Source organism: Nostoc piscinale CENA21 (assembly GCF_001298445.1).
In the GTDB taxonomy this organism is placed as follows: domain Bacteria; phylum Cyanobacteriota; class Cyanobacteriia; order Cyanobacteriales; family Nostocaceae; genus Nostoc_B; species Nostoc_B piscinale_A.
Map to the genome: position 1 here is coordinate 6,954,049 of NZ_CP012036.1, position 23,799 is coordinate 6,977,847.

Consider the following 23,799-nt stretch of genomic DNA (forward strand, 5'->3'; position numbering starts at 1 on the left):
GAAGAACTAGGCTTGGTATATTGGTTAATGACTACGCAACCAATTATAAGAATTGATCTATGTAAAGCACACGCAGCATAGACTTTATTGCTAGTTTTGCCATCTCTTCTAGCTCTTCTTCATAATATTCTGGTTTTTCCAGAAGATGATCATCTTGAGTCGGGTATTCAACATGCACCCACTGATTTCTATATTTTCTAAGTTTATGCAAACTGTTATTCAAATCATTCGGTAATCCTGCATTTTCAATAAGATGATATAAACCCCATCCTTTTGTCTGAACTGGATCAAAGTACACATACCTTAAATGAGATTCAATAGCAGCTTGTGCTGCTAAAATCGCAGCTAAATTAGCTCCTGAACAGAACGCTAATTCAGCATCTTTAGCAAGAAAAGTTGACCACTCAGAAAGAATTACACCACCCAGAAGCAACTCTTCCTCTAACGTATTGATATAATTCCACTTCTCTTGTTCGTTCATTTTTTATACATTATGACTACAAAATAAGACTTGATTTTATCTAAATATCTGTGATACTCTGCTTTCATTCACAAAATACGGTTACTCGATAAGTTAACCGTATTTTGTAGATGTACAGTGTGCATTAAACGGGAATCACCCCTTATGCCAAAAGATTGGTATGAATGGCACGACCTCTACAAGACTGAGCCTAGATTGCAGCAGCGTCTAGAAATCGTGCGGGAATTTATTGGATATAGCTTGAAAGCTTCCCCAGATGGAGCTATTCGGATAGTGAGTGTTTGCGCGGGTGATGGACGAGATTTATTAGGAACATTGGAAAATCACCCTCGGAGAAATGACGTATATGCAAGACTTGTGGAACTCAACCCCCAATTAGTTGAACGTGGACGCGCAACTATAGAATCTTTGGGTTTAGCCAAGCAAATTGAGTTTATCAATGGTGATGCTGCGATCGCCAATAATTATGTAGGTGCAGTACCAGCAGATATTGTGATTGCTTGTGGTGTCTTTGGCAATCTGACTGAAGCAGAACTCAATCGCTTATTAGATAACCTGAGTTTTCTGAGTAAACCTGGTGCTTTTGTTATCTGGACTCGCGGACACTCTAACGGTATTCCCTATTCTGAGAATGTACGAAAAGTTTTAAGTACGTCTGGATTTGCAGAAGTTAACTTCAAACTCACAGCTACGGGTGACATGGGTGTAGGCATTCATCAATACAAGGGTAAACATTTACCCCAACCCAAAGAGCAACAATTATTTGTGTTTTCGGGCGTTCCTAGTAAAGCGAGGTAATAATGGCTATTCAAAACACATTATCTACTTGGGAAGAACTTTTAGAAACTGCTAGAAAAAATACCTCTGCACGTAGAGTAAAAAGACCAGGACAATCACCTTCTACTGCACCAATACCCAGCAGTTTACATAAACTTCCCCCAAACACTCAACCGCCAGTCTTACTGTACCGAGATACTAATTCTTGGTGTCCTTTTTGTGAACGAGTTTGGTTTGCATTGGAAGAAAAAGAAATTCCTTTTGCAACGGAGTTTATTGATTTAAGCAATAAACCCAAGTGGTATACAGATTTGGTTCCTACAACTCTTGTCCCAGCTGCAAAAATTGAGGAGAAGTTGGTGTATGAATCTAAAGATATTCTCTTGGCTTTAGAAGAACAGTTTCCTAGTCCTGCATTATTGCCGGAGAATCCAGAGGAAAATGCTGTTGCTAGACAGTTAGTTGAAGAGGCTGAGACTAATGGATTTAGAGAGATTGCGTTTAAATTTTTGAGAGAAGCACCCAGTGATGCTGATGAGTTAGCAAAGTTACAAGCAGAATTTGAGGCGAAGTTAGATGAATTTGAGCAAGCTTTGAGTAAATATCCCAGCCCCTTCTTTGTCAGTACATTTAGCATAGTAGACATTATGTATAGCCCCCATCTCGATAGATTGGCGGCTAATTTACCTGTGTATCGGGGATATCACATCAAAGGAAATCCGCGCTTTCCTCGAATTAATGCTTGGTTTGATGCACTAAATCAACGTCCTGCTTATCATCGGGTGAAGTCGGATAATATTACTAACAATTTACTATTGCGTCGTCGATGGGGTGTAGAACCGATAGGAAATCCCTTACCTTTAGATGCAGCAGATAGCGAGAATATTCAATATCGCGCGGAAGCGGCTGAGAGGTTGAGCGATAATCAAGAAGTTGCGATCGCAGATATTATCAAAAATTCGGGAATCCAAGCTTTAGCAGTAGATGGTGACTTGACTACAGTTAAAGAAGCAGTTGATTTTCACCTGCGACAACTGGCTGATTATCTCATTCATGGCAATGGCGAAATTTTACCGGGTGGTCGAACTGGTGGTAAAAATAGCAGTGTTGATCCTATCTTCGCTGCTGTGGGGGCGATTACTTTTGCATATCTAAGAAATCGCATCTGTGCGCCGCGTGACATGAGTGCTGGTGCAGCAACGGCGTTTCGTGCGGCGATAGATAAGCTTTTGGCTTCTGTTTATTAAAGAAGGCAGAAGGCAGGAGGCAGAAGGTTAGACACTTTTATCTAGCATTTTAAAGCACTGTTTGGGGTAGTTCTGGGAAGACTTTGGAGACTTTGTTTAACAGATAATCGCCGTATGTGCCGCTAAATTCATGAACACTGGCTTTATCCCAGCGATCGCTTTTATCATCATTCACTACTACGTTGTTTAATTCAATGGGTTTGACTTCAACATTGAAATTGGGATCGAAGAAAAAAGGAAATGATAGGCGATTACTTGTTGATAAATTCCGAACGCGGTGGGGTGTTGAACGATACAGTCCTTGGGTCATGCGATCGAGCATATCGCCAATGTTACACACAAAGGAATTAGGAATAGGAGGTGCATCTATCCAACCAGACTTTGATTTGACTTGTAATCCACCGATATTATCTTGCTTGAGAATAGTTAATACTCCGTAGTCTGTATGTTCGCCAACGCCCCATTGAGATTGAGATGATGAATTAGGAGGATAATTAAAAATCCGAAATAATATTAATGGGTCTTGTGTATAACGGTCTGCAAAGTAAGATTCTTCTAATCCCAAACTCAAAGCGATACCAGCCATTAGCCTGTGTCCGAGTTGAGTCATTAAGTGCATATATTCCAGCACTGTCTCTCGCAATTGGGGAATATTGGATGGAAAAAGGTTGCGACCGTGCATTAGTGTACCAGCTTTCACCAATGGGTGGTTGTCTTCTAGTTCTGCACCGAAATAAATACCTTCTTTTAAGTCTGGTTTACCTGATGTCAATTCATTTCCTACAGGAAAATATCCTCGCCATGCTTTACCACCAAGAGACATCCGAATTTGCAGTTTAGTGTCTTCATCCTGTGCGAAAAATTGTTGGCTGAGATTTTCTAATTGTTTTTGTAATTGTTCGTCTACTCCATGTCCGACGATATAGAAGAAGCCGTAATCTTGACATGCTTGTCTAATTTGTTCTGCCATTACAGAATAAGATTTGCTAGTTTGGGAAACCAGCGCATTAATATCAATTATGGGAACTTGAACGTGTGAGTTTATCATGCTTTATTAGTTGTGCTGAGACTAATAACTAGACTACACAATAAATGATGTTGAAAGCAGAATTTTGAGGATGGCGATCGCTAAAAGTTGTTAAGCAGTAAAAGAAATGTTTTTGTTAATTTTATTGCAAAAACACTTAATTGGATAAACATACCGTAGTATTATTTAAATAATCCTCAGTTACTCTAAAAATTAAAAAATTTTTCAGCATAAGTAATAATTATTGAGTAACCAAAACTGAACAATAAAAATATTCCAAAGTATGCAATATAACCAATTAGGAAATAGTGACTTACAAGTTTCGGAAATTTGCCTTGGTACAATGACTTATGGGCGACAAAATACTATAGAAGAAGCCTACCAGCAGCTAGATCATGCAATTAGCCAAGGAGTGAACTTCATTGACGCGGCTGAGATGTACCCAGTACCACCCAGTGCTGAAACCTATGGCTTCACCGAAAGTTATATTGGAGAATGGTTAAAACATCAACAGCGAGAACAACTCATAATTGCTACTAAAATTGCGGGGCCTGGTCGCGGTTTTAAATGGTTGCGTGATGGAGCCAAAGCAATTGACAGAGATAATATCAAGCAAGCGGTGGATGATAGCCTCAAAAGGTTACAGACAGACTATATCGATTTATATCAAATCCATTGGCCTGACCGCTATGTTCCACGTTTTGGACAAACAGTGTTTGACCCCTCTCAATTAAAGGAAACAGTTCCTATAGTTGAACAGCTAGAAGTTTTTGCTGATGTCATTAAAGCCGGTAAAATTCGCTATATTGGCTTAAGTAATGAGACTCCTTGGGGAGTTGTCCAATTTAGCCAAGCAGCTAAACAATTTGATTTACCAAAAGTTGTCTCGATTCAAAATGCTTATAATTTACTCAATCGAGTTTTTGATGGCGCACTTGCAGAAGCAGTTTATTACGAAAACGTTCCTCTACTCGCTTATAGTCCTTTGGGATTTGGTTATTTAACTGGTAAATATCTCAACGGTAAACCAGAAAAAGCAAGAGTTACTTTGTTTGAAAACTTTGGTCAGCGATATTTAAAGCCAAATGTCAATAAATCAGTTGCCGCTTATGTAGAAATAGCTCAACGCCATCAACTAAGCCCTGCTCAATTAGCTATTGCATTTGTGCGGAGTCGTTGGTTTGTTGCAAGTACAATTATTGGTGCTACCACACTAGAGCAACTCAAAGAAAATATAGAAAGCATCAATGTAGTTCTCGACAAAGAAATTCTGGCAGAAATAGACGCAGTTCATACTCAATATCCAAATCCAGCACCCTAAAAATAGATTGTGTTGCGAGATCCCCGATTTCTTTAAAAAGCCGGGGATCTGAAAATACCAAATACATTATCAGTGTACAAAATTCATCATATCTATTTACAATTATGACGATCGCAACAGCATCAGTTGATCAAAATACTATCCGTCGCCGTGGTACTGGTTTAAAAGCTTATAACCCAGACAAAGTATATAAGGGTTATACACTTTTCACACCACTTACAGGTAATGGAGAAGTCTATCTTCTCAACCTGGAAGGAGATATTGTACATCAATGGAATTTACCTTATCCTCCGGGTTTATATGGTTATCTCTTACCTAACGGGAATCTTTTTTATAACGGTAAAACCCCAGAAATTCCGCCGCGTTTTCTTTTGTGGGATGCTTTTAAAGGTGGAGTTGTCTTAGAAGCAGATCCCAAGGGAAATATTATCTGGGAGTATAAACATCCAGATCATCATCACGATGGACGCAGACTTCGCAACGGGAACACAATTTTATTAGCCATTGAAAAGATACCTCAGTCTTTGATTCCCGATATCAAAGGCGGTGTAGCGGGAACAGAAGCAGACGGTGACATCTATGCTGATGTGCTTTACGAAGTTACACCTGGGGGTGAAATTGTTTGGACTTGGCACGCCTACGAACATCTAGACCCAGATATTTTTACTATCACACCCCAAGACCAACGACACGAATGGACTCACGGCAATACTGTAGGTGAACTCGCTGACAGCAATATTATAGTCAGCTTTCGTAACATCTCTACTGTCGCAATTATCGATCGCAACACAGGAGAAATTATCTGGACACTTGGAGATGACATACTAGCACAACAGCACTTTCCTAACGAATTAGCTAATGGCAATATCCTGATTTTTGACAATGGCGCACATCGCCGTCATACTGCGCTGAATTTCTCGCGTGTGATTGAAGTCAGTCGTCAAACTAAAGAGATTGTTTGGGAATACACCGACAACCCACCTCAAAACTTCTTCAGTTCATACATATCAGGCGCACAGCGTCTACCTAACGGCAACACTTTAATTACAGAAGGTGCTTACGGTCGGATATTTGAGGTGACAGTTTCAGGAGAGATTGTCTGGGAATATATCAATCCTCACTTTGCAGCACGAAATCTGGACGATAAGTCAGCAGTGGCGCGTGGAGAGCAAAATTCAGTCTTTCGCGCTTTTCGTTATGCGCCTGAAGAAGTGCCTTGGCTGTAGTTCAAAAGAATTTTATGAATTTTATCGCCACCCACAAAGTTTTTTGGGTGGCGAATCACTAAAAATAGTAAGGCAAGATATGGGTTTAAGTAGTAATGAATTGTCTGTGATAAATGAAGATACTCAATCTTGAAGGTTAATTAGTTAGACAGTAGTGCATCTGCTGACACTAAACTTGACCTACGGAAATAAGAAGCAGAATTGAGTCCCATTGCGTTACAACTTTGAGCGCACTTGCGACAAATAGCTGCACACAGCATTATTGTGACATTGCTACTCATCTTTTCACAAACCATTGCGGTGCGATCGCAAATTTGAGCGCACAAACTACAGGTATTCCCCATGAACTCAGAACCATCATTAATCATGTTGACGCACATCATGCACATTTCTGCACAGTCTCGCAACATGGTAAGCACTGTCATATCTATGTATTGACTATTCTGATTCTTGCAGTACTTAAGTGTGTCAATACAGGTATTTTGACATTCAATGCAGATTTGCTTGCAAGCTTCCATTTCAGCGAGTAAAGATTCAGTTTCCATCATCATAAAAGTCTCCTTGGTGTTGTCCTTGTAAGGTGTGGCTGACCTAATTAGCAAGGTAAAACTTTATTTTTGGAAAATCAATATGTTCTTCAATTCCAGCAATTTCAAGGACACTATATCTATGTACTTCAAGTAAATTAAGCAGTTTTTAAATATTTGATGAGCAGCTAATTGACTGAAATCCTTATCCCTTAAAGGGTTATATTCTTCTGTTCGATTACTTTATCGGTGTCAGCTATCTCTGCAATATTTATAATTAACTCTCAATTAACTTGATTTTTGCTGCCTAAGTTGTGGAAAACAGTAAAGGCATAATATTACTTTTACTTTCTAGCGTTTAAATCATCAAAGCCTTATCTAGCAAACACTAGAGCTATATCCATCCTTGCTAAAACGCCTCAGTCGCAAAAATGCCATAAGTATAATTTCTCAAAATTACCTAATGTCAAGATTTCATGACTTAGCCAGAGTTAGTGCTAGTTTTGGCAAAAGGTTGAATAGGTTACTTAACGTTAGTTTTGACTTTTTTTCAAAACCTACTTGCTTTTTATATATAACCATGTAAAACTACTATATTACTAAAACATCTAAAATCCTACCGACTTACAGTAGTTAACTTTAATTTGTCAGTAGATTATCAAGTGATATTGGCAATTGAATACTGAATGAAGACTTAACCTTAGAGGATATTTGAGAAGTATTAAATATTGCACTTTATCCCCCCTAGCCCCCCCCTTAAAAAGGGGGGAACCAGAGTTAAAGTCCCCCTTTTTAAGGGGGATTTAGGGGGATCTACAAGTCTTTAATTCAACACCAAAAAGTTTTCAGACATCCTCTTAGTAAGGTAATCTTCCTGAGCCAAAAGTTTTAGCCACAGTATACCTCCGCTTACTAAAGGTGGTTTATCCACCTTTTTTACTCAATTTGAGAATTGGAATTTTGAATAGCCTGATATTAAAATATGAGTCGATACATACAAGATTTTAACAATAAATTTAAATCTAGACTAAACCTACGCATCACTCGTCGTCACGCCTTATTTGCTTTTGGCTATAGCTTAGTCTTGTCTACATCACTGTTGAGTTGCAGTCCTGGAAATAATAATCAGCAACAAGCAACTTCATCTAAATCAAATGTAGCTAGTAGTAATAAAGTAGTCAGAATCGTTCGTTCTAAACAACTGACAGCCCTCGCCGTTTTAGAACAAAAAGGCATTTTAGCAGAAAGACTAAAACCTCTAGGTTACAAAGTAGAATGGCCAGAATTTGCTGCTGGGCCTCAACAATTAGAAGCGTTAAATGCAGGCGCACTGGATATTGCTTCTACAGCTGAGTCACCTCCTATTTTTTTCGCAAGCTGCTGGTGCGCCTTTGGTATATTTAGCTGCTAATTCTAATGATGGTAAATCAGTTTCACTGCTAGTTCCGAAAAACTCTCCTATTCAAAGTGTTAAAGATTTAAAAGGTAAAAAAGTAGCTTTTCAAAAAGCATCGATTGGTCACTACCTTTTAGTGAGAGCTTTAGAAAAAGCAGGACTAAAACTTAGTGATGTAGAATCTGTTTATTTGCCACCTCCAGATGCAAATGTGGCATTTAGCAAGGTAAAGTAGATGCTTGGTTTATCTGGGAACCATTTGTTACAAGAAATGTTCAAAATCAAACTGGGCGTGTTTTGGTAGATGGTGGTAACGGCTTGCGAGATACTAACAATTTTTACTCTACAAACCGCAAGTTTTATCAAGAAAACCCAGAAGTTATCAAAATTTTTCTTGAAGAACTGCATAAGGCACAAGTTTGGTCAAAAAACCATCCTCAAGAAATTGCTCAATTACTTGCCCAAGCTACTCAACTTGATTCATCCACTTTAGAAATCATGCACAGTAAATATGATTTTGCGCTAGTACCGATTACCGAGAAAATTATTAATAAACAACAGGAAGTCGCTGATAAGTGGTATAGCTTGGGGCTAATACCGAAGAAGGTAAATGTCAGAGATGGCTTTCTAACTCCAGAACAGTATGTGGAAATTACTCCTCAAGAAGTGCTGGCTAAAAATTAGCAGATGGATAACCCTGGGTTTTGCAAAAACTGTGGCAGCAATTAAAAAATTTAATTTACAGAACTTTGCATTAATTTTTGACGAAAATAGATAATTCGTCTTATAATCTACTATAAATACATCGATTTAGTAGTATTTAACTTTCAGCTATAAGGAGAAAATTGAGATGGCATTAGCCCAACACATCAGTATTAATCAAACTAAAAGAGTTGATCATCATTTTTCATCGAAGATAGCTCAAATAATTCCAGCTTTGTTTAATCGGTTATTGTGGCATACTAAAGCTTATACAACAGTTTTTGGTATTTTATTTTTAACGTTGGCTAGTTTGGTATTTTTATGTATCAATTGGTCTGGGAAAAAGCTCACTCAAGTATTTCAATATAAAACTGTTGTAGAACAAGAATGAATATAGATAAAAGCTTACAAATAATATCTTATCTTGCGCCTAATTGGTTGGAATTTTATCAAGCGATCGCAGTTTATTTAAATCGTGTTTTAGAAATAGAATTTCAAATACAACAAGGTGAATGTGACCCTTTAGAAGACCCTCTGTTACTTCAAAACAAGTTAGACTTAGCTTTTATTTGTGGATTACCACTAATTCGCTATAGTCAAATAGTTCCCAACCAATTAAAAACATTGGTTGCACCTGTGATGCAATCATCACGATATAACAACTACCCTGTTTACTATGCAGATGTAATTGTCAATGCTAATAGTAATATCCAAAAGTTTACAGATTTAGCAGGGAAAACATTTTGTTATAACGACCTTGGTTCTAATAGTGGTTACAATTTAGTCTGTCATCGGTTAACTCAAGAAAAATATCCTGAAAATTTCTTTAGTAAAACGCTACAATCAGGTTCTCATCAGTGTTCAATTCGCTGGGTAGTTGAAGGATTAGCAGATTGTGCAGCGATTGATAGTGTGGTATTAGAACAAGAATTAAAGGATGCTCCCGAATTATCACAGCATTTGCGTGTGGTAGAAGTGTTGGGGCCTTCTCCTATGCCACCTTTAGTAGTAGCACAGCGTTTAGGTATATCTTTAATTGAGCAAATGCAATTAGCATTACTCCAACCAGATGCTCAGTTACAAAGAGTAATGCAACAATTTGGAGTCAAGCGTTTTGCAGCAGTAAAGTTAGAAGATTATCAAATATTAAATCAGATTTATAGCGTAGGCGCAGCCCGTCGTAGACATCGTGCTGTTGTTAGTTTATCTACATAAGTAGAGACGTTATATATAACGTCTCTACTTAGTTTTGGGTTGTAAATATGCGTGAGATTTCACATCAGGCAGTAATCCCGTAAACCCAACTCTGCTTTTGTGCTGCTAACACTGCATCTTGATAAACTTGCCTAAACAACACTCGCTGTGCGTTACTTCCTCCAATCTCATGCAGGCGCGATAAAACAGGTTTGAGTTCTGTAACTGTGGTGTGAAAATCGCCTTTGGCATGAGCTACCATACCTCTAGCGGCGGGAATGGCTACTTCTATCCAACGCTGTCGCACAAAAGGATTGATACTCAAGGTGTGATACTGCATACTTGCAAGCATCTGATTCACCCAGTCATAATGTCCAGCTTTGGCGAGGGCGTAGACATAATGTAAATCTTGGAACGGTAGTGCGTGTTCTTCAATCCGGCTGTAAAGATAAGGGCTGATACTTTGCCAACGATCGCCCACATTTACACCGTGCAATTCTAAGCGCAATAATAATGAAATTGCTCCTACTTGGTCTTTAGGAGATTGTTTGTTAGCACGTTCCCATATATGCGTGTCGTAGAGTTTGAGAACTTTCTGATAGTTTTTTAACTGCAAATAATATAAAGCAATGTGCCACCAGTTGTGAGTGTAGAGCATAGAGTTGCAGTTTTCCCAAGTATCTGCAAAACTCTCCATCCAAACTATCCCCTCATCCACTCTTCCTTGAGTTTCCATCACATGAGCGATCGCATGATGCGCCCAAGGATCATATCTATTTAATGCGATCGCTTGACGTGCTATCTTTTCGGCTGCTTTTAGTTGATGGCATTGTTCTAATCCAAACGCCACCATACCGTATAAATAATGATTTCCGGGATTGCTAGATACAACTTTCTGGGCGATTTGCAATAATTTTTCTTTGTCACCCATGTAAAAATAGTGATACTGTCCCTGCTGCACAGAAATCAAATCATGGGGATACTTATTTGTGATTTTCTCATGAATGGCGATCGCTACATCAATCTCTTGATTTGCCCAAGCTGAAATTGCTTGCACATATAACTGTTCTCTGTCGGTAATCTTGGCTAAATTTTGTTGTGCAGTTTGCAGATATGGTTGAGCTTGCTGCCAAGCTTTGCGGTTTTCTTGGGTGAGATAATAAGCCGCCGCATAAGCATGGGCTAATGCACAAGTTGGATCTGCTTCAATTGCTTGCAAAATTGCTGTTTCTGCATCTTTGCCATAGCAAAGTGCTTGATCGATAAAACGGTTAATAGCTGCGATCGCTTTGGGTGAATCTGTTGTAACTACTAGTCCTTGTGCATCTTTAAGCATGGTTAATTCCTTGCACCACAATTTGTCAAGGTGCGAATCACATCTCTAACAAAGTTATTTATTAAACTACGATAAGACGGTCGGCTTACTGTTGTTTATATTAACCATACTCACCACAAAACCGCAACCATTTAAATACTAAAAATTGATAGACTAACCGTAGTTAATTTTATAGAGGTCTTGATTTACATCGTTAGCTATGCGATAGTCTAAAAATAATTCAATATACGGTATGTCGATTGACTTACCGATATATATTATAAATCTTGCTCTGACATAGATATCATGCAGCTACTTTGGTTTATTCCGACTCACGGTGAAGGGCGCTATTTAGGTACTGCCATAGGTGGACGCGTCACTAACTTTGATTACTGGCGGCAGATTGCTCAAGCCGTGGATCATTTAGGTTTTGCAGGGGCATTACTACCAACAGGCCGTTCTTGCGAAGATGCTTGGATTTTGGCATCAACTTTAGTAACGCACACCAAGCAAATGAAATTTTTGGTAGCGATACGTCCAGGGTTGATGTCACCAGCAGTAGCAGCACGAATGGCAGCTACATTTGATCGCATTTCTGGCGGACGGTTGTTAATTAACGTCGTCACCGGGGGCGATCCTGTAGAGTTGGCAGGAGATGGATTGCACCTTTCCCATGACGATCGCTACAAATTAACAGATGAATTTTTAGCAGTCTGGCGACAGATAGCAGCCTCAGAAACTACCAACTTCCAAGGAGACTATCTCAATATCCAAAGTGGTAAGCTGTTATTCCCTACAGTTCAGAAACCTCATCCGCCCTTGTGGTTTGGAGGTTCTTCCGCCATTGCTCAAGAAATTGCTGCCAAACACGTAGATGTATATTTAACTTGGGGCGAACCACCAGAACAAGTCGCCCAAAAGATATCCTCTGTACGCCGACTAGCCGAAGCGCAAGGGAGAACACTACGTTTTGGGATTCGGTTGCACGTCATTGTACGCGAGACAGAAAGCCAAGCCTGGGATGCAGCCAACAATTTAATTCGGTATGTCGATGAAGATGCGATCGCCCAAGCCCAAAAAGCATACGCACGCATGGATTCCGAAGGACAACACCGCATGACAACACTACACAACGGCTCTCGTGAAGCCTTAGAAATTAGCCCCAACTTATGGGCAGGAATCGGCTTAGTGCGTGGTGGCGCAGGGACAGCCTTAGTAGGCGATCCCGATACCGTTGCAAGAAGGATGTTGGAATATCAAGACTTAGGTATCGACACCTTCATCTTCTCTGGATATCCCCACTTAGAAGAAGCCTATCGAGTAGCAGAATTACTCTTCCCTCGCCTACCCTTACAGAATCAACCAACACAACAACCACAACTACTAAGCCCCTTTGGTGAAGTCGTCGCCAACCAAGAATTCCCCAAACCACAAATCGCCACCGTAGACTAAAAAACACTCCGCGTAACTTCGCGCTTCCCCTTGCGTACCTCTGCGTTTAAACCCCTCAAAAGAATTAACTCAACATGACACATATATTAGCCATAGCAGGCAGTCCCTCTCACCCTTCCAGAACCTACAGCATTTTAGAACATATTGCCAAAACCCTATCACAGCAAGGATTAAACATAGATATCATCTCAGTGCGAGACATACCTGCTGAAGATTTAGCATTCGGACGTTACGATAGCACCGCATTACAACAACCAAAAGCTTTACTCGAAAAAGCAAGCGGCGTAATTATTGCTACCCCTATATATAAAGCTGCTTACACAGGTGTACTGAAAGCATTTTTAGACTTATTACCCCAGAAAGCCTTAACAGGCAAAGTTTTACTTCCTATAGCTACAGGTGGGACAATCGCTCATTTATTATCAGTAGAATATGCCTTAAAACCCGTATTATCTGAACTAGGCGCACGCCATATATTAAGTACAGTTTACGCAGTCGATAAGCAAATTCAAATTCAGCCTGATGGTAGCGTGCAACTAGATGCAGAAATAGCCCAAAGATTGCAAGATGTCCTCAAAGAGTTTGCTGTCGCAGTGAATCATACCCAGGATGCAACTCAAGAATTGGCACTCACTAATAATTAATTAAACTTGTCGCTTACTCCTTTTTTAATAGCAGATGGGATACTCCCACCCATCTGCTATTTTTTGACTTAAATTCCTGCACCATCTAAAAACTCTTCAATGACTAAGTTGCTTTCAGCTTTAGTCTCATCGATGTGTTGATTGTTTTCTTCGTTGGTAGATAGATGCACGTTAATATCTAACTGTTCTACCTGCTGTTCCAAGTATTTAACACGTTCAAACAGAGCGCGAATTACCTCTGCTTCTACATCTCGGATTTTCCCATGTGCTAAAACATCAGCATGATTATCAACCTTAATCAAACGTCCTGGAACACCTACTACAGTCGTGTTGCTGGGGACATCGCGCAGAACTACTGAACCTGCACCAATGCGAACGTTGTCACCTATTTGAATATTACCCAACACTTTTGCACCAGCCCCAACGACAACATTCTCACCCAAAGTAGGATGGCGCTTACCGCTTTCTTTGCCTGTACCGCCGAGGGTGACACCTTGATAAATGAGGGCATAGTCACCAACAATAGCTGTTTCACCAATGACTACACCCATACCGTGGTCGATAAATACGCCTTTACCAATCTTTGCACCAGGATGAATTTCAATACCCGTCAAAAACCGACTGATAGTAGAAATCAATCGCGGTACAAAAGGAATCCCGATTTTGTACAACCAGTGGGTAAGACGATGAAACATCAAAGCTTGAACGCCGGGATAACAGAATAAAATCTCTAGCCAATTACGGGCTGCGGGATCGCGTTCAGAAATTGTACGTAAGTCAGTTAGAAGCATATTTCTGCATTTGCAAATGAAGGCTAGTTGAAATTTGTGGTGATATTTATGACAAATTCAAATTAGATAGGGTGGATTACACGAAATTGCCATAGATTAAATCAGCCTTATATATAGAGCTTTATACCTAAACACCGATAAATGGATAGATTTATAGTAATTCAACAATAATTAAAGTAACTGTAGCTATCAGAACATTGTTTTTAGTAATTATTTCTTTTAAAGTACAATAAGTCTACCAGTTAACTGTAGTATAATGTCGGAAAGCTTAAAAAAAACAAAACTATGCCCTTTTGGATCTGTCTGCCAAGGTGGAATATGCTCTATTGGCACTTTTAGAGTTAGCGAACCATTATGTTCGCAAAACCCCCATCACTATGAGTGATATATCTGCCAAACATCCGATTCCAGAGCGTTATCTAGAGCAAATTCTTTCCAACTTGCGGCGAGCGGGTGTGGTGCAGAGTCAACGTGGTTCTAGAGGTGGGTTTATCTTGGTGCGTGAACCTCGACAACTAACTTTGTTGGAAGTCGTAATTATGTTGGATGGAGAACAGAAAGAAAAAGAAATCTCTGCGGAAGGAAATTTAGAAAAAAGCTTGGTAGGGGAGATTTGGCGACAAGCAGATGTAGCGGCGCAAGCTGTTTTAAGCCAATATACTATCCAAGATTTGTGTGATCAACGAGAAACACGTTTACAAAAAAGTCAGATGTATTACATATAGCGACATCAGAATCCTGTTATGAAAATTGCTAAAAATATTACAGAGTTAGTCGGACACACGCCATTAGTGCAGTTAAACAGAATTCTTCAAGCAGAGGGAACTGTAGCCGATATTGTGGTGAAGTTAGAAAGCATGAACCCATCTGCATCTGTTAAAGACAGAATTGGCGTGAGTATGGTAGAAAATGCCGAGCAACAAGGTTTAATTCATCCTGGTAAAACAATATTAGTAGAACCAACTTCTGGAAATACGGGTATCGCCTTGGCAATGGTGGCGGCGGCAAAGGGTTATCATTTGATTCTGACGATGCCAGATACCATGAGTACAGAAAGACGGGCGATGTTGCGAGCTTATGGCGCACAGTTAGAATTAACTCCTGGTGTTGAAGGGATGCGAGGAGCGATCGCCAAAGCCGAGCAAATTGTGGCAGAATTACCCAATGCCTATATGTTGCAACAGTTCCGTAACCCAGCTAATCCTAAAATCCATCGTCAAGCCACTGCTGAAGAAATTTGGCAAGACACCGATGGACAAGTCGATATTCTGATAGCAGGAGTTGGTACTGGCGGAACATTAACTGGTGTTGCTGAGGTAATTAAACAGCGCAAGCCCAGTTTTCAAGCTATTGCTGTAGAACCAACTAATAGTCAGGTACTTTCTGGAGGTAAATCAGGAGCGCATAAAATTCAAGGAATTGGTGCAGGATTTATCCCTGCAATTTGCCGTCTGGAATTGATTGATGAAGTGATTGCTGTATCCGATGAAGATGCAATTAGCTATAGTCGCAGATTAGCAAGAGAAGAAGGTTTATTATCGGGTATTTCTACAGGCGCAGCGTTGTATGCAGCTATTCAGGTAGCAAAACGTCCAGAAAATGAAGGTAAGTTAATTGTCATGGTTCAACCTAGTTTTGGCGAACGCTACTTAAGCACTACGTTATTCAAGGATTTATCAGATTTAGAAATACCTGTTCTCACTTAGATAGTTAAAAGCTAGAGGCTGATGAAAATTCCTTCCCTACACCCTTGGAGGTAAGCCTAATCCCTAGTCTCTAGCCCCTAATCTCTTACTCCAAAATGTAACTATTCAAATGCTCTAAAGGAAGAGTAAACACATAGTATAGTACGCCACCACCAAGGAGAAGCACAGCTATACTCGCTAATAATATCCAACGGTCTGGCGGTTGATAAGTATCTTCGTCAATATCTCGACGAACGGCAAAATAATGCTGTGTTGAAAGTAAAACTGTTAATACTCCTACCAAAGCAAATGCTAAACCTAACTTCCAACCATTACCAGGAGGTTGTGGTGCAAATGGGGGTCGGATAATCCGCAATCGTACAATTAACACACCAAAACCCATGAGTGCAATACCACTCCGCATCCATGCTAGATAAGTGCGTTCATTAGCTAAGTGATCCCGGATTCTATCTGACCTGTACTTCTTTTTTTCTATATTGTTCACTGTTAATTTCTCTGCGTCTATTTTCATGGGATTTATATATCTAAGTATCAATGTCAAATTGCTTCTATTTATTGATATAGAGTCTTTAATAAAACAAGTTTATTGATGTTTCATTATTAATATTTTTTATTGGGGGATTTTAATTTATCTTAATATAAATTGAAAATAAAAGAGCCAGAAAAATTCTGACTCTTGTTTTAATTAAACTGCATATTCAAGTAGAACTAGTGCTTTAATCGTTAATTTTTGCAGTTCTTATTCCTGTATTGAGTACAGCTTGCAAATCGTCCGGAATAAACCAGTTAGCTTCGCCAGATTGAAAAACTTTAGCTGGTGGAAGATTAAATTCAAGTTCTCCAGTTTGGGAATTGGTTGTAGTGACTAACCGAGTTCCATGAAAAATCTTAACCGCTTTAGCAGGTATAGCCGCTTGTTCTGCTGTAGCCGCTTGTCCTGGAATATATACACCTTGACAATCCCACTCGTCATCTGTTTCTACACCACTAGGAAGCAGATACAATTCATTATCGTAGGTTGATGTAGATTTTTTAGGTTTTTCTCCATAGATCAACAGCGTTTTATCTGTGTCATTACGGCAGATTCCTACAGGGTCTTCACTATTCTCTAAAATGTACTTTTGGTATTTCAAGTTAGAGATTGTTTGTTCTATTTCTGGTGTCGAACCTTGGGTTTGTTTGTCTTGTAAAGCCGATTCCAGCGATTTTGTAATTTCTATATAGTCTGGATCAGCAGTTATTTTTTTTCTCTGCCCAAGATGGTTGAGCAATCACTAAGTTAACTAACAGTAACAAACAAACCAGTGTAGTTTTTACAAGAGCATTTTTGAAAAAATTTCATAGTTCTCTCCTCAAAGAGCTAGATTTTTATTTGTCTAATGGAATAGGCTACTATCAAAGCCTATTTTTGTTCACCTCTGGATAAAACTTCAGCTTCTGGTGATCCCAAAGAAAATTTATAAATTTCTCGCCAGGCATTCTTGCCTGTAATTAATAGGTAAGCACCAATATTGATACAGGTGACCAAAGCTAAGACAGGAGTTTCTAACGTGTGACTCTGTATTAAGATGGAAACGCCTAATCCTATGAGAATAAAGGGAACTAAAGAATTACCGTAGCGATTAATTACAGATGCGATCGCTTCAGTTTGAGTTAAACGGTAAGCTGTATAACACCACACCCCTACCATCACAAAGAAGACTAACAAAATTATGATTAAGCTGTCCCATGTATGGGTAGCAAATATGGGCATATAGATACTAATGTTATCGCTACCATTGGCGATCGTAACTGCTGCCACACCATAGGCTTGGGGTGATAGAAAATTACTCCACCAAGCTGGCGAAGATTCACAGGTATTTAAATCTTCTGTGTTGTTAGTATCTTGATTGAATAAGCGATTGATCCCAATGATGATTGGTACAATACCAAGTAACCCAATCCAAGAGTCGGGTAGGATGAGCTTGCCAAAGAAGCTAGGTAAACTGGCGATTACTAACGCACTAAAGCCCAAATACTGACCAATAACAATATGACGACGGCGAAAGCAAGCATTGATTTGTGAGAAAAACAGCGACAAGATAACGATATCGTCAAGATTGGTAGCAGCAAAAGCGGTAAATGCTACAGGAAAAGAGGTTAGTAATTGGTTCATTGTGCGTCGTAATATAAGCTGGAGATTAGAGGCTAGGGGCTAGCTTGAACAAGGTAGTAGAGAAAGAAAACCTTTTTCATCTTTGGTTTTGGGTTTTCTAATGAGTAGCTAAATTTGGCTTTTTTCCTAGAGAGTCTGTAAAAAAGGCATAGTTTCACTCTATGGCTCCCCATCAATAAGAGCAAACAGTCTTTTTTGTTAAATCCATAGACTGAATTTATGATGATGCAGATATGCCCCAAACTATTGAACTAAGGGACTTCCAATTAAAAAAATATACAATCACGTTAATGGCAAGGGGGCAGGGAGCAGGGAGCAAGGGGAAAGACAGTGGTCTTGAAGCAGATAAATTGGATAATTGATTCTCTGGAAGTCCCTAAAAACATTTACAATTATCTACAGTTTTCCTGTGCATTTACCGTATAATAGCTCCAGGTCTTCAAAATCACTAAGATACAAGCCTGTACATAGTCCAAATGACGCTGGAACAGTTGCGAATTTTTTTTAGCCGTAGCAGAAATGTTGCACTTCACCCGTGCAGCAGAAGCTTTGTATATCACTCAACCAGCCGTCAGTGCTGCTATTCAAAGCTTAGAGACAGAATACGGTGTCAGGTTGTTTCATCGCATTGGTCGTCATATTGAGATTACAGATGCAGGAAAGTTACTACAAGGTGAAGCGCAAAAAATTCTCGATCATGTAGAGTTAACAGAACGAGGCTTGAAGGAATTAAATAATCTGCAACGGGGAGAGTTAAAAATTGGAGCAAGCTTGACAGTTGGTAACTATTGGCTACCTGAAAAAATCAGTCAATTTAAGCAGTTATATCCGGGTATTTTTATCAATTGTAAGTTAGGGAATGCTGAAGAAATTTGTGAAGGAACTGCTGTAGGAATGTATGATTTGGGTTTGGTAACAGGAGATATTAAACCATCATTGCAGCAATCTTTAGAGAAAGATGAAATAGGAAGCGATCGCCTGCAAATTGTTGTGGGTAAATCCCATCCTTGGTATCAACGTCATGAGATTTATTTAGATGAATTATTGCATACAAGTTGGGTGATGCGTGAGTCTGGTTCTGGCGCACAGCAGATGTTTGATCAAGCCTTACAGAGTTGGGGAATCGAATCCACAAATCTAGATGTTGTGCTGAATTTCAACACTAGCGAAATGGTGAAAGCTGTTGTCGAAAGTGGCGTTGGCGCAGCCGCACTTCCAGAATTAATGGTCAAAAAAGAATTACAGCTAGGAACATTACACGCTGTACAAATTACTAATCCGCAAAAAAAATCTACGAAGAAATTAGAAATTATTCAGCCGATTTGGAAGCTAAAACATCGTCAACGTTTCCATACACAAGTCATGCTTGCTTTTGAAAATATGCTCACACAAGACAACATACAAGTTGCTTAATTTCAACTACTCCAGTTATTCAATTATTTTTATTTATCATTTTAAAAAGAAAGAATATTTGCTCTTATCAAGCCCAAAGAAATATTATTAGCACCAGATAAAGCCAAGTATCTGATCAGGAAATCAATCACATGAAGCTTTTTGATAACTTCTGTTTGTTGATACTAGGCATAACAATCAAACCATCTCCTGACGTAACCTCACTATGACCAATAGAGAGTGACTAAGGAGAACAGAATTACGTCTTTGCGAGCAACATACTATGAGTTGGTTAGTTGGTACTATCATTATCGGCATTTCTACTGCGCTTGCTACTACTTTTGATGACAACTTGTACTTGACAGCATTTTTCGGTAAAGTCAATCGCACCTTTCGTCCCCAGAATATTGTCTTAGGTGAGTTTCTGGGATTCACCTTACTAGTAATGGCTAGTCTTCCTGGTTTTTTAGGTGGTCTGATTATTCCTCATACATGGATTGGGTTACTAGGTTTTTTACCAGTCGCCATTGGTATTAATCATCTTCTTAACCGAGAAACTGAGACAGAAACAGTACAAGCTGTATCAATTGACTTTGATGCTCGTGCAAAATCGCAGCGACATAAAAAATCTTTGTTAGCAACTCTGCGAGATCCTCAGACTTATCGTGTCTCTGCGGTCACTATTGCTAATGGTGGAAATAACATTGGGATTTATGTACCGTTATTTGCCAGCAGTAGTCTTCCTAGCCTGGGTGTGATTTTGAGTGTTTGCTATTTGACAGTTGGACTATGGTGTTTTCTATCTTATAACTTAACTCGTAATCCTCTCACGACTCCTTTACTAGCTCGTTATGCTCGTAAAATCTGTCCTTTCGTCTTAATTTATTTAGGATTATCTATCTTGATCAAAAGTGAAACGTATCGACTCTTACCTAATATTGCAATGTTTCCTAATTAGAGCCTAATAAACCAACTTTAAGCTCACCATCATCAAGATAAAATAAACCATAAATCGCAGTGGTTTTTGGGGCGCAATTTGACAGACTTTCGCTCCTAGTAATACTCCTGGTACTGAACCAAGCCATATTGGTAATACTAAATTCCAGTCCACTGTTCCCAACGTCAGATGTCCGATAGCAGTGAATATTAACAGAATGGCAGCTTGGGAAATATCCGTGCCAACTAACTTTCGGGTATCTAACCGAAAAAAATGCAATCAGTGCTAAGGCAAACATTGAACCAGAAGCAACACTAGTTAGACCTACAACACAGCCTAAAAATGCTCCTACAGTTAATGTTTGTAAACGTCCTACTCCAGTATTTAAGTCAAATTTAGGTAGTTCAGGTAGTTGTACTTTTGGAAAAAAGGTTAATACCAGCATTTGCATCAAAGCAAAAACAGTGACTAACAAAATTGTCACGCCTAGCAAGTGCAGCATGATGTTATTCAAGTTATGTTCAGCCTTGAGTTTGATCAGATGTAGTATTCCAACTCCTAGTAAGGAACCAGGAACGCTCCCCAAAGCCAGCCATTTGACGACTTCTCTATCGAGCGTTTGTTGCTGCCAATGTTTGATACTACCAACGACTTTCATCAATGTCGCTGCCACTACATCAGAACTTACTGCTACCGCAGGTGGTACTTGAAAAACAAAAATCAACATTGGAGTGATGAGAGAAGCACCACCAATTCCTGTCAGACCTACAACAATACCAACTAAAAAGCTGAAAAAAGGCAGTAATAAAAAATCCATACTCCTGTCCTGAACCGGGGTTTTGTGAATGTGGCTTTGTCTAGCTAACACTAAAAGATTGGCTGTAATCCAGTCGTGTAAAAGGTTTCATAGAATTGCAAGTTTTGAATAAATTTAGAGAAGATGGTATTAAATACTTTAATTTGACCGATTTACCGTATTTTAATATTAAAGTATGAGAAAAGTCTAGATTTTTAGAAATTAAACGAATTGCTAGTATTAATTTATACCATTAAATTCAATTGAATTTTTAATTAACATCGTTAATAAACATATTTAAGCTTCAGTATTTAACTAGACCACAGTGTTTTAAACAACCAGATTAAAGCTTAAAAAATCACTGATTAAATATATTTTTTGTTATTAGGCGATCGCTCACTTAATATTTGGTACTGTATTAGTTAGCTTCTCATCCAAGGTAAGAGGGCAAATGTACCTCTTTCGTAGAGAATGAATAAACCTAAGCCAATTAAGACAAAAGGTACAATAACTTTACCGTAGCGACTTAAAATATAGGCAATGGTAGCGTGTTGACTTAATAGATAAGCAGCCGCACATAAAATTCCTAGCATTATAAAAAATACACTTAAAATAACTCCCAAACTAGCAAAATTCTGCCCAGCAAATAAAGGAATATAAATACTGATATTATCTCCACCATTAGCAATTTTGATTGCTGCAACTTTATAAGTTTGGGGATGTAAAATACTTAAAATAAAAGACAATAAAGAATTAACCGATGAAGACTGTTTAAATTCAGTTGTGACCGTTTGAATTTCTATGGTTTCTTGTTCTTGGTTGAGCAATTGCATCAAACCAATTATTATTGGCAATAGTCCGAGTAATCCTATCCATTCTCGCTGTATAATCAAACCACCAAAAAATCCTGGTAAGCTGGCAATGATGATAGCGACAAAACCAAGATATTGACCAAACACAATATGTCGCCGTCGAAAATTTCCATCTACCTGAGAGAAGAGTAGAAGCAAAATTATGATGTCATCAATATTTGTAGCTGTGAAAGCGATAATTGCTTCAATAAAAGATGTACCTAAGTTAATCATGCTAAATTTTCAACCAAAAGGAAATGAATGAGTTAATTACTGCTATTAGCACAGGTGTAGTTGCATTTATCTCTACCAATATTGATGATATTGCAATTTTGCTCCTGTTGTTTTCGCAAATAAATTCTTACTTTCGACCACAGCATATTTTTTTTGGTCAGTATTTAGGTTTTATTGTACTAATAGCCCTCAGTTTACCTGGTTTATTTAGTGGTTTTGTGTTAGGAGCAAACTGGATTGGTTTATTGGGGTTAATACCAATTGCTATAGGTATCAGCCTTTTAATCAATCAGGAAGATGATTCTATAGAAGAAAGGTTAGAAGAAACTATGCCAGATTCAGAGGAACTAGCCACTAGTTTTATTTCACCGCAGACTTATACCGTAGCAGCAGTGACAATTGCTAATGGCGGTGATAATGTTAGTGTATATATACCGTTATTTGCTAGTAGTAATTTAACTAGTTTTTGGATAATTATTGGAATATTTTTTTTATTATTGGGGGTTTTATGTTATTCAGCATATCAACTAACTCATCAGCCAGCGATCGCGCATACTTTAACTCGCTACGTTAACCATATTGTACCTTTCATTTTAATAGGATTAGGTTCGTTTATTATATTAAAAACAGAAGCTTTAAGTTTGATACAATTAGTTGCAAGTTGCTGTTGTTTAATAGTATTAGTGAAAAAATAGGTTAAATCAGCTTTAAAATTTCTTTACTTATTTACTTTCTTATGGCTGACAATATTTAACATGACTATGAAAAATAGTAAAACTTTTAATCACGCTGGTAAATTTACTGCTTTTTTATTTCTAATTACTATCTTGCTCACACCCTGCGTAATTGTTGGCGCAGGAGAACGAGGCGTATTAATGACATTTGGTGAGGTACAAGAGCAAATATTAGGAGAAGGCATCCATTTAATTATTCCTGTGGTTAATACAGTTGCCAAGTTAAGTGTTCGTGTACAAAAACAGGAAATATCTGCTGAAGCTGCTTCTAAAGATTTACAAGATGTATTTACTGATGTTGCTCTGAACTGGCATATTCTTCCAGAGGAAGTTAACATTATTTATCAACAAATCGGCAACGAGCAAAGTATTGTCGATAAAATTATTAATCCAGCAGTTGAGGAAGTTATTAAAGCTGTCATTGCCCAATATACTGCGGAAGAAATTATTACTAAGCGCGGAAAAGTAAAATTAGAAGTAGACCAAGCTTTAACTACTCGCTTGCGTAACTATCATATTGCAGTTGATGATATTTCATTAATTCACGTCCATTTTTCTGAGTTATTTGGTGAAGCAGTAGAAGCAAAACAAATTGCTGAACAAGATGCAAAACGCTCAGAATTTCTAGCTTTAAAAGCAGCTAAAGAAGCAGAAGCTAAAGTTAATTTAGCGAAAGGAGAAGCTGAAATTTATAAATTACTACGTGATGAACTAACAAAAGAGTTGTTACAAAAGCAAGCAATAGATAAATGGAATGGAAAACTACCCTTAGTTATCGGTAAAGAAAGTCTTAAAATATGGGATTTTAGTGAATTTATTAAGTTATCTAAGTAAAATTCATGAGTCAGAAAAATACTTTCTTGCTTCTGACTCATACTTTTCAAATTCTTACAA

General features: G+C 38.5%; 22 protein-coding genes and 3 pseudogenes. 15 read left to right on the forward strand and 10 right to left on the reverse strand.

Going from position 1 to position 23,799, the window contains the following annotated elements; translation table 11 throughout:
- Positions 1-43: 43 nt before the first annotated feature.
- Positions 44-481 carry a HEPN domain-containing protein gene (locus ACX27_RS29895; protein ID WP_062297883.1) on the reverse strand — a complete coding sequence of 146 codons (438 nt, stop codon included), beginning with the start codon at positions 479-481 and terminating at the stop codon, positions 44-46.
- A 144-nt stretch (positions 482-625) separates the two neighbouring features.
- On the opposite strand from ACX27_RS29895, the gene ACX27_RS29900 reads away from it, so the two are divergent.
- Together ACX27_RS29900 and ACX27_RS29905 are read left to right on the forward strand one after the other, a co-directional pair.
- On the forward strand, positions 626-1,279 hold the full coding sequence (locus ACX27_RS29900; protein WP_062297885.1) for a class I SAM-dependent methyltransferase family protein: 654 nt from the start codon (positions 626-628) through the stop codon (positions 1,277-1,279).
- A 2-nt stretch (positions 1,280-1,281) separates the two neighbouring features.
- Positions 1,282-2,505, forward strand: coding sequence for a glutathione S-transferase family protein (locus ACX27_RS29905; RefSeq protein ID WP_062297887.1), 1,224 nt, complete (start codon positions 1,282-1,284; stop codon positions 2,503-2,505).
- Between the two features lie 49 nt (positions 2,506-2,554).
- Here ACX27_RS29905 and ACX27_RS29910 read toward each other — a convergent pair whose 3' ends face one another.
- Positions 2,555-3,553: an isopenicillin N synthase family dioxygenase gene (locus tag ACX27_RS29910; protein ID WP_062297888.1), complete on the reverse strand. Its 999-nt coding sequence runs from the start codon at positions 3,551-3,553 to the stop codon at positions 2,555-2,557.
- A gap of 262 nt (positions 3,554-3,815) precedes the next feature.
- Between ACX27_RS29910 and ACX27_RS29915 the strand changes: the two genes are divergently transcribed.
- Both ACX27_RS29915 and ACX27_RS29920 read left to right on the forward strand, forming a co-directional pair.
- Positions 3,816-4,853, forward strand: coding sequence for an NADP(H)-dependent aldo-keto reductase (locus tag ACX27_RS29915; RefSeq protein ID WP_062297890.1), 1,038 nt, complete (start codon positions 3,816-3,818; stop codon positions 4,851-4,853).
- 104 nt (positions 4,854-4,957) lie between these two features.
- Positions 4,958-6,079: an aryl-sulfate sulfotransferase gene (locus ACX27_RS29920; protein WP_083468877.1), complete on the forward strand. Its 1,122-nt coding sequence runs from the start codon at positions 4,958-4,960 to the stop codon at positions 6,077-6,079.
- A 140-nt stretch (positions 6,080-6,219) separates the two neighbouring features.
- On the opposite strand, the gene ACX27_RS29925 is transcribed toward ACX27_RS29920, so the two are convergent.
- A complete protein-coding gene (locus ACX27_RS29925; protein WP_062297891.1) occupies positions 6,220-6,630 on the reverse strand; it encodes a four-helix bundle copper-binding protein in 411 nt (136 codons plus the stop codon).
- 958 nt (positions 6,631-7,588) lie between these two features.
- On the opposite strand from ACX27_RS29925, the pseudogene ACX27_RS29930 reads away from it, so the two are divergent.
- The 3 genes and pseudogenes from ACX27_RS29930 to ACX27_RS29940 all read left to right on the forward strand — a co-directional run bounded on the left by ACX27_RS29930 (position 7,589) and on the right by ACX27_RS29940 (position 9,919).
- A pseudogene (locus ACX27_RS29930) lies at positions 7,589-8,686 on the forward strand (aliphatic sulfonate ABC transporter substrate-binding protein).
- Between the two features lie 166 nt (positions 8,687-8,852).
- Positions 8,853-9,095: a hypothetical protein gene (locus ACX27_RS29935; RefSeq protein ID WP_062297893.1), complete on the forward strand. Its 243-nt coding sequence runs from the start codon at positions 8,853-8,855 to the stop codon at positions 9,093-9,095.
- Positions 9,092-9,919, forward strand: coding sequence for a phosphate/phosphite/phosphonate ABC transporter substrate-binding protein (locus ACX27_RS29940; protein WP_062297895.1), 828 nt, complete (start codon positions 9,092-9,094; stop codon positions 9,917-9,919). The genes ACX27_RS29935 and ACX27_RS29940 overlap by 4 nt, the downstream gene beginning before the upstream one ends.
- 64 nt (positions 9,920-9,983) lie before the next feature.
- On the opposite strand, the gene ACX27_RS29945 is transcribed toward ACX27_RS29940, so the two are convergent.
- Positions 9,984-11,234 carry a tetratricopeptide repeat protein gene (locus ACX27_RS29945; RefSeq protein WP_062297896.1) on the reverse strand — a complete coding sequence of 417 codons (1,251 nt, stop codon included), beginning with the start codon at positions 11,232-11,234 and terminating at the stop codon, positions 9,984-9,986.
- Between the two features lie 285 nt (positions 11,235-11,519).
- Between ACX27_RS29945 and ssuD the strand changes: the two genes are divergently transcribed.
- A complete protein-coding gene (gene ssuD / locus ACX27_RS29950) occupies positions 11,520-12,665 on the forward strand; it encodes an FMNH2-dependent alkanesulfonate monooxygenase (RefSeq protein WP_062297898.1) in 1,146 nt (381 codons plus the stop codon).
- Between the two features lie 74 nt (positions 12,666-12,739).
- On the forward strand, positions 12,740-13,309 hold the full coding sequence (ssuE, locus tag ACX27_RS29955; RefSeq protein WP_062297900.1) for an NADPH-dependent FMN reductase: 570 nt from the start codon (positions 12,740-12,742) through the stop codon (positions 13,307-13,309).
- Positions 13,310-13,377: 68 nt separating this feature from the next.
- Here the strand turns inward: ssuE and cysE are convergent, their stop codons facing one another.
- Positions 13,378-14,100, reverse strand: a complete 723-nt coding sequence (cysE, locus tag ACX27_RS29960) for a serine O-acetyltransferase (protein ID WP_062297902.1) — start codon at positions 14,098-14,100, stop codon at positions 13,378-13,380.
- Positions 14,101-14,393: 293 nt separating this feature from the next.
- Between cysE and ACX27_RS29965 the strand changes: the two genes are divergently transcribed.
- Together ACX27_RS29965 and cysK are read left to right on the forward strand one after the other, a co-directional pair.
- On the forward strand, positions 14,394-14,825 hold the full coding sequence (locus tag ACX27_RS29965; protein ID WP_062297903.1) for an RrF2 family transcriptional regulator: 432 nt from the start codon (positions 14,394-14,396) through the stop codon (positions 14,823-14,825).
- 18 nt (positions 14,826-14,843) lie between these two features.
- On the forward strand, positions 14,844-15,806 hold the full coding sequence (gene cysK / locus ACX27_RS29970; RefSeq protein WP_062297905.1) for a cysteine synthase A: 963 nt from the start codon (positions 14,844-14,846) through the stop codon (positions 15,804-15,806).
- A gap of 85 nt (positions 15,807-15,891) precedes the next feature.
- Here cysK and ACX27_RS29975 read toward each other — a convergent pair whose 3' ends face one another.
- From ACX27_RS29975 to ACX27_RS29985, 3 genes are all read right to left on the reverse strand, one after another.
- The gene (locus tag ACX27_RS29975) at positions 15,892-16,317 is read right to left on the reverse strand and encodes a YidH family protein (RefSeq protein ID WP_062297907.1); all 426 of its coding nucleotides are present in this window, start codon (positions 16,315-16,317) and stop codon (positions 15,892-15,894) included.
- Between the two features lie 205 nt (positions 16,318-16,522).
- Positions 16,523-17,077: a hypothetical protein gene (locus ACX27_RS29980; protein ID WP_235526428.1), complete on the reverse strand. Its 555-nt coding sequence runs from the start codon at positions 17,075-17,077 to the stop codon at positions 16,523-16,525.
- A 131-nt stretch (positions 17,078-17,208) separates the two neighbouring features.
- On the reverse strand, positions 17,209-17,961 hold the full coding sequence (locus ACX27_RS29985; protein ID WP_062297909.1) for a cadmium resistance transporter: 753 nt from the start codon (positions 17,959-17,961) through the stop codon (positions 17,209-17,211).
- Between the two features lie 476 nt (positions 17,962-18,437).
- Between ACX27_RS29985 and ACX27_RS29990 the strand changes: the two are divergent.
- Positions 18,438-19,374, forward strand: a pseudogene (locus ACX27_RS29990) (LysR family transcriptional regulator).
- Positions 19,375-19,636: 262 nt separating this feature from the next.
- Positions 19,637-20,311: a cadmium resistance transporter gene (locus tag ACX27_RS29995; protein ID WP_062297911.1), complete on the forward strand. Its 675-nt coding sequence runs from the start codon at positions 19,637-19,639 to the stop codon at positions 20,309-20,311.
- A 3-nt stretch (positions 20,312-20,314) separates the two neighbouring features.
- On the opposite strand, the pseudogene ACX27_RS30000 reads toward ACX27_RS29995, so the two are convergent.
- Positions 20,315-21,107 (reverse strand): annotated as a pseudogene (locus ACX27_RS30000) (sulfite exporter TauE/SafE family protein).
- 401 nt (positions 21,108-21,508) lie between these two features.
- On the reverse strand, positions 21,509-22,171 hold the full coding sequence (locus ACX27_RS30005) for a cadmium resistance transporter (protein ID WP_062297913.1): 663 nt from the start codon (positions 22,169-22,171) through the stop codon (positions 21,509-21,511).
- A gap of 23 nt (positions 22,172-22,194) precedes the next feature.
- Between ACX27_RS30005 and ACX27_RS30010 the strand changes: the two genes are divergently transcribed.
- Both ACX27_RS30010 and ACX27_RS30015 read left to right on the forward strand, forming a co-directional pair.
- Complete coding sequence (locus ACX27_RS30010; RefSeq protein WP_062297914.1) at positions 22,195-22,866, forward strand: cadmium resistance transporter; 672 nt, start codon at positions 22,195-22,197, stop codon at positions 22,864-22,866.
- A 66-nt stretch (positions 22,867-22,932) separates the two neighbouring features.
- Entirely contained in the window at positions 22,933-23,739 is an 807-nt protein-coding gene (locus tag ACX27_RS30015; protein ID WP_062297916.1) for a prohibitin family protein, read from the forward strand.
- Positions 23,740-23,799 lie beyond the last annotated feature (60 nt).

Excerpts from the sequence above, each read along its gene's own strand:
- ACX27_RS29895 (WP_062297883.1), bottom strand. The coding sequence starts at position 481 with ATGAACGAACAAGAGAAGTGGAATTATATCAATACGTTAGAGGAAGAG.
- ACX27_RS29900 (WP_062297885.1), top strand. The coding sequence starts at position 626 with ATGCCAAAAGATTGGTATGAATGGCACGACCTCTACAAGACTGAGCCT.
- ACX27_RS29905 (WP_062297887.1), top strand. The coding sequence starts at position 1,282 with ATGGCTATTCAAAACACATTATCTACTTGGGAAGAACTTTTAGAAACT.
- ACX27_RS29910 (WP_062297888.1), bottom strand. The coding sequence starts at position 3,553 with ATGATAAACTCACACGTTCAAGTTCCCATAATTGATATTAATGCGCTG.
- ACX27_RS29915 (WP_062297890.1), top strand. The coding sequence starts at position 3,816 with ATGCAATATAACCAATTAGGAAATAGTGACTTACAAGTTTCGGAAATT.
- ACX27_RS29920 (WP_083468877.1), top strand. The coding sequence starts at position 4,958 with ATGACGATCGCAACAGCATCAGTTGATCAAAATACTATCCGTCGCCGT.
- ACX27_RS29925 (WP_062297891.1), bottom strand. The coding sequence starts at position 6,630 with ATGATGATGGAAACTGAATCTTTACTCGCTGAAATGGAAGCTTGCAAG.
- ACX27_RS29935 (WP_062297893.1), top strand. The coding sequence starts at position 8,853 with ATGGCATTAGCCCAACACATCAGTATTAATCAAACTAAAAGAGTTGAT.
- ACX27_RS29940 (WP_062297895.1), top strand. The coding sequence starts at position 9,092 with ATGAATATAGATAAAAGCTTACAAATAATATCTTATCTTGCGCCTAAT.
- ACX27_RS29945 (WP_062297896.1), bottom strand. The coding sequence starts at position 11,234 with ATGCTTAAAGATGCACAAGGACTAGTAGTTACAACAGATTCACCCAAA.
- ssuD (WP_062297898.1), top strand. The coding sequence starts at position 11,520 with ATGCAGCTACTTTGGTTTATTCCGACTCACGGTGAAGGGCGCTATTTA.
- ssuE (WP_062297900.1), top strand. The coding sequence starts at position 12,740 with ATGACACATATATTAGCCATAGCAGGCAGTCCCTCTCACCCTTCCAGA.
- cysE (WP_062297902.1), bottom strand. The coding sequence starts at position 14,100 with ATGCTTCTAACTGACTTACGTACAATTTCTGAACGCGATCCCGCAGCC.
- cysK (WP_062297905.1), top strand. The coding sequence starts at position 14,844 with ATGAAAATTGCTAAAAATATTACAGAGTTAGTCGGACACACGCCATTA.
- ACX27_RS29975 (WP_062297907.1), bottom strand. The coding sequence starts at position 16,317 with ATGAAAATAGACGCAGAGAAATTAACAGTGAACAATATAGAAAAAAAG.
- ACX27_RS29985 (WP_062297909.1), bottom strand. The coding sequence starts at position 17,961 with ATGAACCAATTACTAACCTCTTTTCCTGTAGCATTTACCGCTTTTGCT.
- ACX27_RS29995 (WP_062297911.1), top strand. The coding sequence starts at position 19,637 with ATGAGTTGGTTAGTTGGTACTATCATTATCGGCATTTCTACTGCGCTT.
- ACX27_RS30005 (WP_062297913.1), bottom strand. The coding sequence starts at position 22,171 with ATGATTAACTTAGGTACATCTTTTATTGAAGCAATTATCGCTTTCACA.
- ACX27_RS30010 (WP_062297914.1), top strand. The coding sequence starts at position 22,195 with ATGAATGAGTTAATTACTGCTATTAGCACAGGTGTAGTTGCATTTATC.
- ACX27_RS30015 (WP_062297916.1), top strand. The coding sequence starts at position 22,933 with ATGAAAAATAGTAAAACTTTTAATCACGCTGGTAAATTTACTGCTTTT.